14 protein-coding genes are annotated in these 17,510 nt (G+C 37.6%); 10 read left to right on the top strand and 4 right to left on the bottom strand.

The annotated features are described in order from the left end of the window. The first annotated feature begins 125 nt into the window (after positions 1 to 125). Positions 126 to 1,664 (top strand): plasmid pRiA4b ORF-3 family protein, encoded by a 1,539-nt coding sequence (locus tag IPU53_RS04105; RefSeq protein ID WP_207447994.1) that lies wholly within the window; start codon positions 126 to 128, stop codon positions 1,662 to 1,664. Positions 1,665 to 1,831: 167 nt separating this feature from the next. On the opposite strand, the gene IPU53_RS04100 is transcribed toward IPU53_RS04105, so the two are convergent. Both IPU53_RS04100 and IPU53_RS04095 read right to left on the bottom strand, forming a co-directional pair. Further along, positions 1,832 to 2,287 (bottom strand): NUDIX hydrolase, encoded by a 456-nt coding sequence (locus IPU53_RS04100; RefSeq protein WP_207447992.1) that lies wholly within the window; start codon positions 2,285 to 2,287, stop codon positions 1,832 to 1,834. Between the two features lie 176 nt (positions 2,288 to 2,463). Further along, the gene (locus tag IPU53_RS04095) at positions 2,464 to 3,489 is read right to left on the bottom strand and encodes a substrate-binding domain-containing protein (protein ID WP_207447991.1); all 1,026 of its coding nucleotides are present in this window, start codon (positions 3,487 to 3,489) and stop codon (positions 2,464 to 2,466) included. 210 nt (positions 3,490 to 3,699) lie between these two features. On the opposite strand from IPU53_RS04095, the gene IPU53_RS04090 reads away from it, so the two are divergent. From IPU53_RS04090 to IPU53_RS04055, 8 genes are all read left to right on the top strand, one after another. Beyond that, positions 3,700 to 5,016 carry a glycosyl hydrolase gene (locus IPU53_RS04090; protein ID WP_207447989.1) on the top strand — a complete coding sequence of 439 codons (1,317 nt, stop codon included), beginning with the start codon at positions 3,700 to 3,702 and terminating at the stop codon, positions 5,014 to 5,016. 365 nt (positions 5,017 to 5,381) lie between these two features. Then, positions 5,382 to 7,148, top strand: a complete 1,767-nt coding sequence (locus IPU53_RS04085) for a sensor histidine kinase (RefSeq protein ID WP_242698059.1) — start codon at positions 5,382 to 5,384, stop codon at positions 7,146 to 7,148. After that, positions 7,141 to 8,685 carry a response regulator transcription factor gene (locus tag IPU53_RS04080; protein ID WP_207447985.1) on the top strand — a complete coding sequence of 515 codons (1,545 nt, stop codon included), beginning with the start codon at positions 7,141 to 7,143 and terminating at the stop codon, positions 8,683 to 8,685. The genes IPU53_RS04085 and IPU53_RS04080 overlap by 8 nt, the downstream gene beginning before the upstream one ends. Positions 8,686 to 8,941: 256 nt before the next feature. After that, the gene (locus IPU53_RS04075) at positions 8,942 to 9,913 is read left to right on the top strand and encodes an ABC transporter permease (protein ID WP_207447983.1); all 972 of its coding nucleotides are present in this window, start codon (positions 8,942 to 8,944) and stop codon (positions 9,911 to 9,913) included. Positions 9,914 to 9,926: 13 nt separating this feature from the next. Further along, positions 9,927 to 10,841: a carbohydrate ABC transporter permease gene (locus IPU53_RS04070; RefSeq protein ID WP_207447981.1), complete on the top strand. Its 915-nt coding sequence runs from the start codon at positions 9,927 to 9,929 to the stop codon at positions 10,839 to 10,841. A gap of 63 nt (positions 10,842 to 10,904) precedes the next feature. Beyond that, the gene (locus tag IPU53_RS04065; RefSeq protein ID WP_207447979.1) at positions 10,905 to 12,587 is read left to right on the top strand and encodes an ABC transporter substrate-binding protein; all 1,683 of its coding nucleotides are present in this window, start codon (positions 10,905 to 10,907) and stop codon (positions 12,585 to 12,587) included. Positions 12,588 to 12,670: 83 nt separating this feature from the next. After that, complete coding sequence (locus tag IPU53_RS04060; protein WP_207447977.1) at positions 12,671 to 13,021, top strand: glycoside hydrolase family 2 protein; 351 nt, start codon at positions 12,671 to 12,673, stop codon at positions 13,019 to 13,021. Between the two features lie 173 nt (positions 13,022 to 13,194). Next, positions 13,195 to 13,965: a hypothetical protein gene (locus tag IPU53_RS04055; protein WP_242698058.1), complete on the top strand. Its 771-nt coding sequence runs from the start codon at positions 13,195 to 13,197 to the stop codon at positions 13,963 to 13,965. A 76-nt stretch (positions 13,966 to 14,041) separates the two neighbouring features. Here IPU53_RS04055 and IPU53_RS04050 read toward each other — a convergent pair whose 3' ends face one another. Beyond that, positions 14,042 to 14,971: an aldo/keto reductase gene (locus IPU53_RS04050; RefSeq protein WP_207447975.1), complete on the bottom strand. Its 930-nt coding sequence runs from the start codon at positions 14,969 to 14,971 to the stop codon at positions 14,042 to 14,044. Positions 14,972 to 15,396: 425 nt separating this feature from the next. On the opposite strand from IPU53_RS04050, the gene IPU53_RS04045 reads away from it, so the two are divergent. Continuing rightward, entirely contained in the window at positions 15,397 to 16,731 is a 1,335-nt protein-coding gene (locus IPU53_RS04045; RefSeq protein ID WP_207447974.1) for a bifunctional diguanylate cyclase/phosphodiesterase, read from the top strand. 334 nt (positions 16,732 to 17,065) lie between these two features. Here IPU53_RS04045 and IPU53_RS04040 read toward each other — a convergent pair whose 3' ends face one another. Further along, on the bottom strand, positions 17,066 to 17,305 hold the full coding sequence (locus tag IPU53_RS04040) for a hypothetical protein (protein WP_396019898.1): 240 nt from the start codon (positions 17,303 to 17,305) through the stop codon (positions 17,066 to 17,068). Between the last annotated feature and the right edge of the window lie 205 nt (positions 17,306 to 17,510).

Below are 17,510 nucleotides of genomic sequence, written 5' to 3'. Positions count from 1 at the left end.
GCGCGGCCTTACAGGATGTACTAGTGTCGGCCGTTTGCGATTGACGTCAGCGCTCTTAGCCGACTTGGTCCTTTTTATCCTCCCTTTTGAACAGCACTTAAAGAAAAGCATGATGAGGTGACAATGTGATTTATCAATTTAAAGTACAATTGCTTGGCTTCCGACCGCCAATTTGGCGGCGATTACAGGTTGAATCCAATATGACTTTTTTAGATTTTCACCAAGTTTTACAACTTGCCTTTGAATGGGAAGATTATCATTTACATACGTATAGGATGACAAAATCCAATGGAAAAAGCATCGAACCATTGGAAATTGGTCCTGAGGACGAATATGGTCTTTTTTCACCTTCGTACGATGAAGCAGAAATCGTACTCGCAGATTTCTTTAAAAAGGAGAAAGACCGAGCAGTCTATACCTATGATTTTGGTGACGATTGGAACCATGAAATTATTTTGGAAAAAGTGCTGGCACCCGAAAAAGGAGTGGCTTATCCTTTTTGTGTCAAGGCGATGAGAGAGGCACCAGAAGAGGATAGTCGAGGTATGTACGTAGATGATGTTTCTCCTGAAGAGACCATGACTACCGATGATTTAACAGATTATGTCAATGAAGCGTTAGCCAGCTTTTATTTAGAACAAAATAAACCCGATTTTGATTGGACTCGTCTATTGCTTGCGGCAAAAGAGTTTAACAAGCTAGCCCCTTGGACCATAGTAGAGGGGGATGATATTTATATTATTACGGACCCCCTCACAAAAGATCAGGTGTTTTGCAGTGTGCTTGGGAATGCCCATGAACTGTATGGACTTGCCATCTATATTGGGAAAGAAGGCTTTGAATCTTTATTACAAATCTTGAATCAAGGTGCGGAGAGTGCATTTGAACTTTCTCAGAAACAACGAGCTGTTTTAGTTTCATTTGTGAATCGGAATGAACTTGAAAAAGCGGATTATGAGCTGATTAAAGAAGCTGATGTTTCTTTTAGAGGGAAAAATCAGTGGCCTGAATTTCGTAGTTACCAGCCAGGTTTTTTTCCATGGATGATTGATCATGAAGAAGCGAGACTCCTTTTATTGGCGCTAGAGCAATTACCCTATTTAGTGGAAGATATAAAAAAACAGCATCCTCGTTTAGAAGAAACAGCGCAAGGAGCATGGTTAGCAAGGATTCCAAAAGAAAATTCACAAGGAGAAATACGATGGACATCTGAATATGTCACATCCTCTATCTTTAACTGGGATGTCACCAGTGAGGAGGAATATCCATCCTATCTTTCAGAGTTGGAAATAAAACGTTTATCCAAGTATAAACAAGATCAGGGAACCGTCGAATTTGATTTCTTTCCTGTCAATATGCCAATTCAGGAACAGGAAGGAGAGCGTCCGTATTTTCCTAATTTAAGTGTAGCGATCGATCAAGACAGTGGCATGGTTCTATTTCAAGAAATGCAAGCCGGTGGAAACAGGGTGCAACAATGCCAACAAGCTTTTTTAAAGTTTTTGCAAAATCGAAATGCAGTTCCGAATAAAATTTTTGTTTCAGAGACCATTTATGAGATGTTACTTCCACTAAAATTCCTCTATGCATCAAATCTTATAGAGAGTGAAGAATTATCTAGTGTGGAAGAATTTAAACGAATGTTAGAACAAATGCAGAAGTAAAAAAGAGGCCGGGACAAAGGTGTTTTACCAAAGAAAAAACCGAATATCGTGCATATCACCCGCTCCGGAAATATACTTCGCTAAGCTAATGCATTGTTCGTCTTTGGAGCTTAACATATGAGTTTTGTCCCAGCCTCTAATCGCTTTATCCCATATGAAGCTTCACTTTATGCACGATCAAGATAATCCTTAATGGCTTTTCGATGACTACCGACCATATTTTCTGGTAATGGATGTAATGGCAAAAACTTTATTTGCAGGGACTCATCGTCATGGACTTGCGGTTTTCCTTGAACAATATCCTTTGTCACATATACAATTGTCACGACATAAAATTCATCGCCATTTTGTGCTTTGACATAATGACTTTTCCCAGAGGAAACGTTGATCAGCTCTAACTCCCCAATCGTGAGTCCTGTTTCTTCCCAAACCTCTCTCCGCGCACATTCTTCTGTAGATTCGCCTAATTCCATTAACCCGCCAGGCAATCCCCAAACACCATATGGATATTTGCGCTGTTGTAAAAGCACTTTATTTTGCTTATTCAACACGATCACAACAGAGCCTGTGAGTATTAATGGCCTATGCCCTACTAATTTTCTCAAATCCTCGACATACCCCATATCTATTTCATTCCTTTCGAAGCATTAACCCTATTCTTATTATATCGCTTCCTTCGTCAACTTTCCTTAGGTGTATGGCTGATTCTTAAGAATAGCATAAGTGTTCGAAACAGGAAGTGGTTGTTGGTAAACTTCGATGGGGCTTACTTCGGGATAAAAGTACATAATTTTCTTAATCAAATTTCTACTTTATTTTGTAAGGATTTTACAGAGTCACGATAGACAATATTAGCCTTGATTTGCACTCTTCCACCAATATCTGGCTTGCCCTTTATTTTTTCATGGATAAATGTCACAGCCGTCTGTGCCATTTCCTTAATATCGACTTCAATGGTGGTAAGTTTAGGGTCAGTGATCGTAGCAAAAATATCATTATCAAAGCCAACAACTGAAAAATCGCTTGGTATTTGGTAACCTAAGTTTTTTAATTTACCTACCAATAGATGGGCGACTTGATCGCAGTTGCAGACAAATGCTGTGGGAAGCTTACCTTCAGGAAGTTGAATTTCTGTAAGGGTTCCGTGTTCATCCCGATCACTTAAGATAAAAGTGTCATCTAATTTTATTCCATGTTCTAATAACGATTTGTAATAACCGAGAAACCGATCTTGGATACTACTTGTCGAGTAAATATTACCGACAAAGGCAATATCTCGATGACCGTGATGAAAGAGATAGTTTGTTATCTCATAGGCACCGAAAAAATTGTCAGTTGTAACAGCAGTGATATCGGAATGCTCATCATAAAAATCCATAAAGACAATGGGGAGCTCTATCGTTTTCAATTTTTTTATATAGGGTTTGTGAATCTGTCCGAGAACGATATATCCATCAATTTTTTGTTCCATATATGTTCTTGGGAGATTTTGACTTTCTTCATCCTGTGCCGACAGAATATGTAAAATTCCATAATAACCTGCATTTTCTAGAGCTTTTGAGATGGATTGGTAAAAATGCATATAAAAAGACTGAACAACATTTGTATAGCGTTCAGGAATAATAACTCCAATATTATAGGAGAGCCCATCTTTAATCGATCTCGCGGCTGTATTAAATCGATAACCCATTTCCTTTGCTACTTTCTTAATTGTAGTCTTGAGCTCCTCACTAACACCTTCCTTATCATTTAATGCCTTTGAAACTGTGACACTACTAACACCAACCTCTTTGGCAATTTCCTTCATGGTTACATTATTTTTCATGCGGCATCACTCTCCATTTCGTATTCTCTCTATTCAGATAAAAGCTATGACAATCGTTATAAGCTAATCGATAAGTTCATTTTTTAATGATATCAAGGTTTGTTATACAAATCAATTTTGGTATTCTCAGAATATAAATAACTTTACTATTACTTTTTTGTGCATAATATATTAAACTATACCTAATAGGAATAAAGGAGGGGTTAAAGGTTGCGAACAGAACAAAAGGATGAAGTGACTGTAGTAGTAACGGATGGAAATTTAAATGAAAATGAGTGGGTCGAAATATCGTTCACGCTATCGAAGACGGGATATTATAAGTTAGTTATAAAGCAAAAAGCTATGCAAGGATATTCGCGAAATAATTTATTTATTAATGGTGATAGTTATGGTGAAATTGAGTCTCGATTGTCGCCAGGGCAGATTGGCGATATGGATATTATGACTTTGAAACTTGGTAAAGGAATTCATTCCATTCAGTTTGGCAAAGATTGGGGCGGCATTGATATTCAAAGTATTACACTTATCCCGAGTGAAGCTCCTGCAAAACTAAAGCCGTCGTTCACATTAACGAATCCATCTGCATCCAAGGAATGTAAAGCGTTAATGAATTATTTTAAAAAGATATATGGAAAGAAAATTATCACAGGTCAACATACAGCCTATGCACGTGGCCCGGAGTTGGACTATATTGAAAAAATCACGGGCAAACTTCCTGCTTTAAGAGGATTTGATCTTCTTAGTTACTCCTTACATACAGAGACCGAAAATCCGACAGAAGATAAGATCGTCGAAATCAATGAGAATAAGGGCTCCATTGAAGAAGCGATTGAATGGGGAGCAAAACATCGAGGACTTGTGACATTCTGTTGGCACTGGTATGCGCCTCTAGGAGGTAAGGATAAGGCTTTTTACACAGAGCATACAGATTTTGATCTTGAGCAGGCATTGATTTCTGGAACGAAAGAATATGAGGCCCTTTTAGCGGATATGGACGAAATTGCTGAACAGCTAAAAAGATTGCAAGCAAAAAATATTCCCGTTCTTTGGAGACCGCTTCATGAAGCAGATGGGAAGTGGTTCTGGTGGGGAGCGAAAGGCCCTGAAGTGTATAAGAAATTATATGTTTGGATGTATGACCACTTTACAAACGATCATCACCTAAACAACTTAATTTGGGTTTGGAACGCGCCAGACGCTGAATGGTATCCGGGTGACGAATATGTAGATATAGCAAGCGTCGATATTTATGTTCCTGATGGAAACTATGGCCCTTTAAAACTAGCGTTTGAACAGGCAGTTAATCTTGTTCAATATAAAAAGCCTGTAACCTTATCAGAAAATGGTCCAATACCAGATCCGGATAAGCTAATAGAAAGTGAAACCTCGTGGCTATGGTATATGCCATGGTATGGAGACTTCGTAACAGGTGGTAAAAGTACGACAGATAAGCAGTTGAAAAAAATATACAGTCATTCCTATTGCGTCACATTGGATGCGCTTTCTAATATAGAAAAAGAGGATTAGACCAAACATAGAGGAGAAAATATAATAACGATTCAATTCAACCAATCGCTAATCCTTCCTCGTTAAAAGCTTTCGAGGTTCTAAAAATTGTGAAAAGTAGTGTTATATGGTGATAATTGGTCAGGGAATTAGACATTTGTGCATCTTCTAGTCAATAAAATGCCGGGCATTGTCTTTGCCTGGTATTTTCTTACTAAAAGAAAATCTTGGCGGAGTCCATGGACATGACCTTCATTCACAGCCAAATATAAGCTTATAATCAGAACTAGATAGAATGATATAATATCGTGGTTCTTCTGATGACATCAAGATGAATGTGGGTGATATCAATGAATCTCTTTCCAACCAGGAAGAGGATAAATGACATGAAGTTAAGAAATAAGCTATTTTTCTCCTTTGTGTTGGTTGTATTTGTTCCAGTCATGATCGTAGGAGGGTTTTTAACCAATGAGTTAAGGCAATTTGCGCTTTCAGATGCGGTCAAACAAGAAACGGCTAATATTGATCGGGTGAAAAAAAGAACTTTAGAAATGTTAAAGATCCCCATCTATTTATCAAATAATATTCTCTTTGATCAGCGATTTAAAGAAATTGTCAATACTCAATATGAAACGAATTATGATGTGGTGGCAGCTTATACCGATTACAATACTTTTTATCATTATATCAATACGTATCAACAAGAAATAAATAGCATTCGGTTTTACATGGACAATCCTACCCTACTGAATAATTGGCAAATTATACCTGCTTCTGAACAGACGAAAGTATCTTCATGGTATACCAGTGCAAGAAAAGGAAAGGGATTAGCTAGCTGGATGTATATAGAAGACGAAACAAGACATCATGAAAAATATATAAGTTTAGTTCGACGAGTTGATTTTATAGATTTAAGGACGTATGGTGTGTTAGTCATTAGTCTAAATACAGAGCAAATGAATTTAATCTTGTCTCAGGAGTCATCGCCGATGCTGATCATTGATGATAAAAATAATATTATTGCGACGAATCAGCCGGAGTATACGACAAAACAATTGAATAAAATAATTGATCCCAAACAAATAAGCGGTGAGCAAACAGGAACATTCCGTGGAAAAGTAAATGGGGAAGAATCACATATCTTTATGGAGAATATTTCGATAGAGGATAGCTTGAATGGTCTTAGAATTGTATCTATTATTCCAAACGATGAGATTGTAGAAAATGCGAAACGATTTGGCAAAATGGGATTGTTAGTGGTATTGATCAGTGTGTGTATTGCATTATGTTTGATCTACTATTTTTCAAGATTGTTATCAAATCGAATATTGTCACTAAGTGAACAGATCAATGAAGTCGGAAGGGGAAACTTCGATACGCCGATTTTCGTGGATGGAAAAGATGAAATTGGTCAACTTTCCAAGCAATTAAATGTAATGGTGATCAATACAAAGCAACTTCTGCATGAAGTGGAAGAATCAAATAAACAAACAAGATTGATGGAACAGAAACAAAACCATATTAAGTTTAAAATGATGGCTAGTCAAATCAATCCGCATTTTTTATTTAATGCGCTTGAGTCGATTCGGATGAGAGCGAATTTAAATGGAGAAAAGGAAATTGCACAAGTTGTAAAATTATTAGGAAAACTGATGCGCAATAGTATTGAAGTTGGGACAAGTAAGGTCAAGCTTAGGAGCGAAATGGGAGTAATCCAATCCTATTTGGAAATTCAAAAATTCCGCTATAGAGAGCGGATCCATTATGACTTACATATTGATCCTTTGACGAATGAATTGGAAATTCCCCCACTTATTATTCAGCCGCTAGTAGAAAATGCGGTGATTCATGGAATAGAGAATGAAACAGGGGGAGGGGTAGTGACTGTTCATACAAGAAGAACAGAGAGAGGCGTCTATGTTGAAGTAACTGATAGTGGCCAGGGGATTAGTGCGATCAAATTGGAAGAAATTCACCAAATGTTAGCTGAGAATGAAGAAAAAGAAGGCATTCGTATCGGCTTACGCAATGTACATCAAAGACTACTACTTACTTATGGGGAGTCTAGCGGTTTGAAGATTGAAAGTGAGTTAGGGAAAGGAACGAAAATATCCTTTTTAATACCTATACGAGAGAGGGATACAGATGTTTAAGGTATTGATTGTCGATGATGAACCAACCATTCGCGAAGGTTTAGCAGCGCTTATACCATGGGAAGAATACGGATTTAACCAGGTGGAAACAGCTGGAAATGGGGGGGAAGCAATCAAAAAGCATGAACAGCTGTTACCGAGTCTGATGATTGTGGATATCAAAATGCCGGGAATGTCAGGAATTGAACTAATAGAGGAAATAAGGAAAAGGGATTCATTTGTTCATTTCATTATATTAAGTGGCTATGCTGAATTTGAATATGCCAAAAAGGCGATCTCCTTTGGTGTGGAAGGATATTTATTAAAACCGATTGTTGAGGAGGAATTAATAAGCTATTTGGAATCGCTTAGATCAAAAATGAAAGCAGAAAAGGTAGCGCAACAGTATGAAGTAAAAGTGAGGGAAGAAACAAAAGAATGGATGATTCAGACTGTTTTAAGTGGGAAGGTCGAAAAGGAAGCGGTAAATTATTTTGAGCAGCTAGAGTGGAAGAAATATCGTCTGTTATTATTGAGTTTAGATGAGTCATTGGATGGGATGAAATGTAAACAGAAACTGAAAGAAAAGTTCGAAGAGCGGGAGAAGACAGGGATCGTATTTACCTATAAACGATATTTAGGTGTCATCATGAATGGTCAGCTTGCTTTCCATAATAGCGAACATTTATATGAGCAGTTAAAATTATGTATTTCGAGTGAACAGGGGAGTTTTACGGCTGCTTTTACTGATACAGCAGTACAGCTAAAAGAATTAGCAAATGCTTATCAAACTAGCGCTTTACTGATCTCAAGAAAATTCTTTTATGATGAAGATACCATTTTAACTCCACAATCAAAGCCCGTTTTACCCACTCAAAGGAATGGTGATACGAAACAGAAGTCTTGCCAATCAAATGCGACACTTGATAAACTATTTTACACAATTGAACTAGCTGATTTAGAAGAGGTAGAAAATATTTGTCTGGAGATAGCGAGTCAATTGATTCAGGAAAATCCATCAGAAGAATGGATTAAACAGAAATTTGTGCACCTTATTTCTATTTTAGTCAATAGGTTTTTACATGAATATCAGGAAATATCAGGAACCTTAACAAGTATTGTCTCAAACATTATTGAAATTGAAAAACAACCAACCATTGGTCAATTATTGTCATGTGTAAATGCCTTATTAGCGGAAATAGTCGAGCAAATGGATGGCGAACGTTCCGATATGATTGTTAAAAAGATGATGCGGCTGATTGAACGCCATTATCACTCCAATATTAAACTTGATACTTTAGCAGAAACGCTTAATTATCATCGGGCTTATTTAGGAAAATTATTTAAAGAACAAACCGGCGAGTATTTTAATACCTACTTAGATAAAGTAAGAATTGAAAATGGAAAAAGACTCTTATTGCAAGATTTAAAGATCTATCAAGTGGCCGAAAGAATAGGCTATGCTAATGTTGATTATTTTCATAGTAAATTTAAAAAGTATGTTGGAATGCCGCCTACTGAATATAGAAAAAATAAAATGAAAGAGAAATCACCATAATTTTTATGGAGATTTCTCTTTTTTTAGGCCTACAGGAAGCAGGTCAGAACAGCATTGCGCCAGGACGGCGCGAAATTAGGCCCACAGGATGTGGGTCAGAACGGCGTTGCGCCAGGACGGCGCGAAATTAGCCGTTCATCCTTATTGAATTAAAGCGCTTTCTTGCATTTTGATATGATTTTTGTCTTCATTATCGTGGTATTTTTACCTTTGCATAAGCGTTAAAATAAAGTTATCGATAAGGAGGGGGGATGAAATGGAGACGGTAAAAAAGAAACCGCATCCAATAATGGATACAAAGAATAAAAAAATAAAAACACATAGTTTCTGGAAGACCTTTTTCTCCCAAAAAGTGTTGTATATGATGTCACTTCCTTTTGTTTTATGGGTTTTTGTATTTAATTATCTCCCTGTTTGGGGATGGACAATGGCGTTTCAAAATTTTAGGCCTGGAAGAGCTTTTTTTGAACAAGAATGGGTAGGTTTACAGCATTTTATTACCTTATTAAGTGATGAACGCTTTTATTTAACTCTTAGGAATACATTGGCAATGAGTTTACTAGGCTTGACGATTGGCTTTGTTGTCCCGATTATCTTTGCCGTGTTACTAAATGAAGTTCGTCATAGTTTATTAAAGCGAACTGTACAAACGATTACGTATTTACCCCATTTTGTTTCATGGGTGGTTGTAGCTGGGATTGTGACCAAAATGTTATCAACTGATGGTGGGATTGTGAATGATCTCCTTGTAAATTTCGGCATCATCGATAAGCCCTTTCAATTTATGGCACAGGGATCATGGTTTTGGGGGATTGTAACAGCTGCAGACTTATGGAAGGAAATGGGGTGGAATGCGATTATCTTTTTAGCAGCCATTGCCGGCCTTGATTCCCAACTTTATGAAGCAGCAAAAGTAGATGGGGCTGGACGGTTAAGACAAATGTGGCATATCACATTACCGGGTATTCGACCAACCATTTTGGTTGTATTGATTTTAAATATTGGCCATTTAGTCAGTATTGGATTTGAAAAACAAATGCTATTAGGGAATTCTCTCGTTGTGGATTATTCCGAGGTATTAGAATTATATGCGCTTAATTATGGGATTGGTTTAGGGCAATTTTCTTATGGTACTGCGCTCGGAATCTTTAATTCAGTTGTAAGTATCTTCCTATTATTCCTTGCAAACGGAATATTTAAGCGTTATTCAAATCAGAGTGTGATGTAAGGTGGGATGATGTATGGCAACGAAAAGTGTGTTAAATAAATCAACATATAAAGATTATCTATTCGACATTTTGAATTATACCTTTTTACTCATTGTAATGATTGTGACACTTTATCCTTTTTTAAACGTCTTGGCCATTTCTTTAAATGAATCAACGGATACGGTTCGAGGTGGAATTTATTTATGGCCACGCGAATTTACATTCAATAATTATCTAGAAATTGCCAAATACGATAACTTAATAACTGGTTTTACAAACTCCGTTTTACGAACCGTTATCGGGACCCTTTTAGGTGTTTTTATTCAAGCGATGGTGGCCTTTACGTTAAGCCGAAGCGATTTTCAAGGCAGAAGATTTGTTTCAACTGCCATCGTGTTAACGATGTATTTTTCAGGAGGCTTAATTCCAGGATATATGCTGATTAGAGATTTACACCTAATGAATACTTTCTGGGTATATATTTTACCAGGATTAGTCAGTGCTTTTAATATTATCATTATACGATCATTTATGGATGGGCTTCCATATTCGCTTCAGGAATCGGCGAAGATGGATGGTGCCAATGATTTTACTATTTTTTACCGGATTATCTTACCACTTTGTAAGCCGGTGCTAGCAACGATTGCACTATTTGTTGCGGTTGGCCAATGGAATAACTGGTTTGATAACTATCTATATAACAGTATGAATGAAAATTTAACGACCTTACAGTATGAACTTATGAAGATTCTAGAAAATACGACTGCGGGAGGAAACGTAGATGCTAATCAAATGCGGCCAAACGCGGCGCAACAATCACAAATGGTATCTCCTGAATCGATTAAAATGGCGATCACGATGGTAACAGTTGTACCAATTGTTTTAGTTTATCCTTTTCTACAAAAATACTTTATCCAAGGTATGACTTTGGGAGCAGTGAAGCAATAATCATTTCTGGTAAAGACAGGATTACCTGTTTGCACAATATATATATAAGGGGAGAAAAAAGGGATGAAATCTTTTAAAAAGATCTTTAGTTTGGTTTTTATTGCTGCTTTAATCACTTTCACCGCTGCATGCCAAAATTCAGAGAATGGAGCTTCCAAAGAAACGAATAGCTCATCTGGAGATGACAATGCAGAGATTACCTTAACTGTGTTTGATTCCGATGCTAATGCAGATTGGGAAAAAATGGAGAGCCCAATTGGCCAAAAGGTTAAAGAGGATACGGGGATAACACTGAAACCGGAGTTTGATATCGATGGCGGGCAGCAAAAGATCGCCTTAATGGCTGCTAGTGGAGAATATCCTGATATGATTTTGCCGAAGGGTGAAGCTGGAACATTGGTAGATGCTGGTGCATTAATAGATCTTACCGACCTTATTGAAGAGCATGCCCCAAACCTGAAGAAAATGATTGGTGATAATATGAATCGCTTGAAATGGAGTAAAGATGATCCGTCCATTTATATTATCCCGAATGCTAGTGTGGATAATCAAGCTATGTATCCTGGCTACGGTGCACTTGTTCAACATGCTGTCGTGAAAGAATTAGGTTATCCAGAGATGAAAACGCTTGAAGACTTAGAAAATGTACTTCGTGAATACTACAAAGCACATCCAGAAATTGATGGACAACCAACCATTCCATTCACACTTCAATCAGATGGTTGGCGTTTCCAAGCTTCTACTCTAAATAGTGGATTTATGATGACGGGTGCTGGGGATGATGGTGAATATTATGTAGATCCCGACACTTATGAAGCCACACTACATTATCGTCGTCCAGTTGAAAAGGATGTATTCCGTTGGTACAACCATATGAATGATGAAGGATTGTTAGATCCAGAATCATTTGTGCAAAAACAGGAGCAATGGTTATCCAAGCTTTCTACAGGCCGAGCATTGGCAACAATTGCTCCAGATTATATGGTCGGGGAAGCTCAAAATGCCCTACGTGATGCAGGTAAGTTTGAGAGAATGTATGGAATGTATCCCATTACATTAAGTGAGGAGTATCAGTCCCATGTTTATCAAAGCCCTGGTTTCCAAGCGGGATGGGGAATTGGTATAACAGTTGATTGTGAAGATCCTGTTCGTGCGATTAAATTTCTTGATTACTTAGTATCAGAAGAAACGCAAATCATGTTGAACTGGGGTCTTGAAGGCGAACATTATGAAATAGTGGATGGCAAACGTGAAATTCCAGAAGATGTATGGGAATACCGTAATAATAATAAAGACTTTGCTAAGGAAACAGGAATTGGGTATAACTTTCAACGTTTCGCTCCACGATATGGTGATGGTGTGTTGGATTCCACTGGACAAACGTTCACGGTTGCTACTCGGGAACAACAAATTGAAAATCAAACTGACATGGAAAAAGAAGTTCTAGAAGCATATAGTGTTGAATTATGGAAAGATTTATATCCGCAAATGGATGAATTCGAAGTGAAGCCATGGGGAGCGGCCTACAATCTTGCCATTCCAGGTGGTTCTGATCTTGAGGTGAAGAATCAAAGAATGCTAGATGTGACATTTAAACGGATCCCAGAAGCTATTCTTGCAGATCCCGCTGATTATGATGATGTTTGGGATACATTTATGAAGGATCTAGATAAAGTTGGGGTCGAAGATGCAGAAGATGAATATACAAAAATTATTCAAGATACAGTAGAATTATGGAGTAAATAAGAGATTTTTAGAATAAAAACTAAGAAAGAGGTCCAATTTTACTGGGCCTCTTTCCGTAATTTTTAACAAGGTGGAGATTGTTCATGAAAATTAAAACTAAGAATTTAAATGAATGGAAGTTCAAGCAAAGGGATCCTCATGGGGAATACTACTTCCAACGTATGAAAGAGATCGATCTTGCTGAACCGACGATCACGATAGAAGAAGTGAATGGAAGTAATGGACCCGAATTTATCTTAAATACGGATTATCTCGCCAAAAATGTTTGGCTTGATGCCCAAGAAGAGGGGATTTTCAGCGATAATTACTTTGATTTAATTCCAGGTATCCCAAAAAAGGTTAACTTTTTTGCCCACTCTGATCAAGATCAACCATTTGTACTCGCAAGTCCGAATCAATTGACAGCACGCTCTATGGCTCAATTTATAAAGTGATTAAAAAAACAGAGTGAATGGGCTAGCCGAATAATATAAAAAACGAGAAAAGAATGAAATCGCTTTTCATAAAGTGAAACTTCAATCAGCGGGGGATTACTGCCCGTTAATGCGGGATAAATCAATTCATAAAGGGAATCATATTCATATCACCCAATGATTGGAGGGATTTTTTGAAAAAGCAACTGGTATTTGTTCTTATTGCGTTTGTTGTCATTCTTGCCATTTCTACCCCAACTGCTGCCGCTGAGCAAGGAAAGACGATTTTAGAATACAAGCATGATGTGACAGGGGATGGAAAACTGGACGATATTATCGTCTATGGTATTCCATTTAAAGGCGACTCTCCTTATTACCAAAAGATCTGGGCTGAAATTAAGACTTTCGAAGGCAAAAAATTAAAAATTGATTATGAGGGTGGTTATGAGCCAAAGCTTGATTTTGCAGATCTAAACCATGACGGAGTAGATGATATTTTATATTCCAGCGCAACCGGGGGAAGTGGCGGGCTTTATAATTACGCTTTGCATACGGCTAAAGGGGGAGAGATAAAAGAAATTCCTCTTCCAACTCCGCTAGCGGTCCAAGGTCATTTTGACCAAGACTTTGTCGCTGTGATCGAGATTCCAGGATTAGGGAAGCCGATTATTCTCGATTTATGGGATCGTAGAAAGGATTATATTTCGATTGGCTTATATCAAAAAAATGGGCAGCTGAATGAACCGACAGAATTAATGATTGATCCTATCGCCTTTTTTGAAGTGGTTAAAATAAAGGGAAAAGATGGCTATGGATTGAAAGGCTATCGACAGATTAGTGGTGCTTATCACGCGGATCAACTTGGAGTTGTTGAAACAGATTGGTATTTTGAAAATGGTGACTGGCAGCCTGTTCATATCGAATGGAAACCATCTGAAAAATCAAACTTGAGAAAAAGGCGCTAATCAAACAAAAAGAAGCTAATTTCCTTCATACTAGTTGGTCATTAGCTTCTTTTTTACTGACTAACACTTTAATTCATTATTTTCTCAAATCAAGCCACTGAATCTCGTCTTCTGTTAGACGGATATCTGCAGCCTGACGACAGGAAACCATTTCTTGCTTGTTTTGTGGTCCAATAATAGCAGCTGTCGGGAATGCTTGATTTAATACATAGGCAAGACTGATTTGAATCGTTTCCACGCCTTTTTCCTTTGCGAGCTGTTCAGCCCGGCGATAACGCTCCCAATTTTCATCATTATAGAAAACACGGACTAAATCTTCATTTGAGCGGTCTTCTGGTGTAAAACGCCCAGTGAAAAATCCACGTGCCTGCGAAGACCATGAAAATAGCGGCATATGGTTATTTTCGTGCCAAGACATAATTGGATCATCGACAGAAACACAGCCAGCCCAATAAGGTTCCTGCGCTTTAGCTAAACTAAGATTAGGACTACTGTAACTAAAGCCAATTAACCCATGTTTTTCAGCATAATCATTCGCTTCTTGTAAACGCTCAAAAGACCAGTTCGATCCACCGAATGCACCAATACGACCTGCTTCTACATGCTCGTTAAGAATTTCTAAGATCTCCCCAACAGGTACATTTGGGTCATCACGATGGAGGGCATACAATTCCACATAATCTGTACGCAATCTCTCTAAACTAATTTTTAATTCATTATCAATGGCTTGTTTATTAATTTGTGGTCCTTTCGCATTAGGGTGACCACCCTTTGTTAGAATGATAACATCATCGCGACGTTTATTTTCTTCCATCCAAATGCCAATCGCTTCTTCACTTCTTCCACCGGCATAGATAAAAGCGGTATCAATTGTGTTGCCACCGATTTCAAGATAGTCATTTAAAACCTCAGTAACTTTTTCCATTTTATCGGGTGTGAAATAATCTGACCCCATTACTAGACTAGATATTTCCTTTTCAATCCCTTTGACACGAATATTTTTCATAGAGCTGTCTCCCTTTCTATTAAAAAGTCAATCTGTCACTCTTTCAGCATAATTTAGTACAGTCTTACCAGATTTTATTCCCTTGATAAGATTTTATACCAAAGGCAATTGTTTTTTCACATCCTCTTTACCGCTTTATGTAAATGGTTGGGAGATGGAATGTAAACGACATCAATTTCTAGAACTTGCAATTATCACGACTTCATTCAGAATAAGCCGTTCTCATAACTCCCAAACGTCCTTTTTTTCAAAATCAACTCCTTTGCTATTTTTAATGTTTAGTATAGCACATCATCTATTGAGTAACAGTAGAGAAGTGCGTGTTTTCTGAAATTCACTTTAAATTTAATAGAAGAATGTGTGGAATTCGTCGAAATTTTACCGATATTAGAAAAGAAGTACAGATTCACAAGGACGTGTTTATAATGGACTTAACTCCGAGTAGCTCTTCTAATAATCGTCTTAATAAACTTGTTGCTACCTATTCATTAATGGGGTTGTATCCCTACGATGACTTCTTGATGCTAGCCGATGATTTTGGGAAAGCTTTTAAAGCTAAAGAAAAAGCTTATTTTATTTATCTTCAACTAGATCAGTTTCCTGAAATAAGGAATGTTCTCGGAGACAGATATACTGAACAAGTATTAGCCATTACGAGAGAGCGATTGCAAAAGATGATGAACCAACGAGGCTTTGCTACCCATATTGCAGATGGTTTTTTTGGTCTGTTTCTGTTAGACCGATGTTTGAAAAAATCTGTACAGCTCTTAATGGATGAAATGATAGAGGTTTTAGGCTTATCGATTTCAGCTTATGATCAGGAGATTTTTGTTACCTGTAGTTATGGGATCAGTGTTTTTCCCGAGCACGGGAATACGCCAAAAGATTGCATAGCGAAAGCAAAAGCAGCTTTAAATCAAAAGAATACAATGGTCGTTCGTGATTTACGGGTGGAATATAATGACGGAATAACGCGAAAAATGAGGAATGACTTTCGCACAGAAATGAGTTTAAGAAAAGGGCTTGAACAAGAGCAATTCGAATTATATTATCAGCCTCAAATGGATGCAATGTCCGGAGAATTAATTGGTTTGGAGGGATTAATTCGCTGGCAACACCCAGAGGAAGGAGTGAAGATGCCAGGAACCTTTATTGAACTAGCTGAGGCTACAGGACTTATTTTTCCGCTTGGGGAGTGGGTAATTGAACAAGCATTTAGACGATTAGAAACATGGAAAAAACAAGGATGGGAAGCAATAACCATTTCCATTAATATTTCATCTAGACATTTTTTGGATCCATCCCTCCAGCATTTTCTAGCAGCTTGTTTGCAAAAGTATGATGTGAATGCCCAGCAATTAATTGTTCAAATTACAGAGGATGTGGCTATCGAAGATTTAGAAAAAGCGAAGCAGCAAATTTTAGCCATCCGGGCACATGGGTTTCAAGTGAGTATTGATGATTTTGGAACAGGGTTCTCTGCCTTTCATTATTTACAGCATTTTCCTGTTCAAGAAATAAAAATCGATCGACAATTCATTCAGGATATTACTTATAATGAAGTAAGCGTGAGAATTGCAAAATCAATCATTGATCTTGCCAATATGTTGAAGTTAAAAGTCGTTTGTGAAGGTGTAGAAACAGAAGAGCAATATAAGATTTTACAACAGATCGGCTGCCCGATCTTACAAGGATATTATTTTTCTAAACCAATGCGTTATCAGGATGTTTGGGATTGGTGGAAGAATAAGAAAACATAACCTATCCGTCGGAATAAAAACTGACGGATAGGTTAAATTGTTTACTTCATTACTGAAGCCATGCTTTTAAATTGATTCATTAATTTATTACGTGATTTTTCATTTCTGAGTAGATAAGCAGCACCAAGGGCAACCGTTGCCATAATCGCTGTGCCTTTCATGAAGGTCACTCCTTTTATGAAAATTTTCCTTCCCTTTTGGTATTCCCATTCACAAATAAATTACCCCATCTGCAAAATAAAGTTTTTACCATAAGGTTTATCATCTGGAGAATTTTCATATTTCAACAAAATCCGCCATTTCCCGGGAAATCCTTGCTTATCATCTCAGCTGTTTACCAATAATAGCCTCCATATGGATAAACAGGGTAATAAGGATAAGGGTAAGGTTGGACCAAGGAGCCGAGTGCCAAACCACCTAAAAACCCTCCAAGCAATGGAGCACCAAAGCCAAATCCATACGGTCGCCCAAAGCCTGGTCGAAAACCGAATGGTCTGCCAAATCCAAATGGGCGGCCAATTAATCTGTGATCCGTATGACCAAATTGATCATGAAATTCTACTGGATAGTGCATTTGATTCATAGGGGAACCTCCTCTTTAATTAAAGTTTTTGGAGTGAAATACCCAAATCTCCTCCATTGCATAATATGTTTCCCATGAAAAAAAGACGCAATCTCAAGCGGGAAATAGGCGATAGCCATAAAGCGCGCGAATAAAATTAGTATAGATTATCTATAAACAAAAAGGGTTTCATGCCGATATTAGCTGTAAATAAACC

This window comes from Bacillus sp. SD088 (genome assembly GCF_017355205.1).
Taxonomy (GTDB): domain Bacteria; phylum Bacillota; class Bacilli; order Bacillales; family Bacillaceae_C; genus Lederbergia.
The sequence above is the reverse complement of the archived record's forward strand: the minus strand, read 5'-3'. Positions and strand labels throughout refer to the sequence as shown.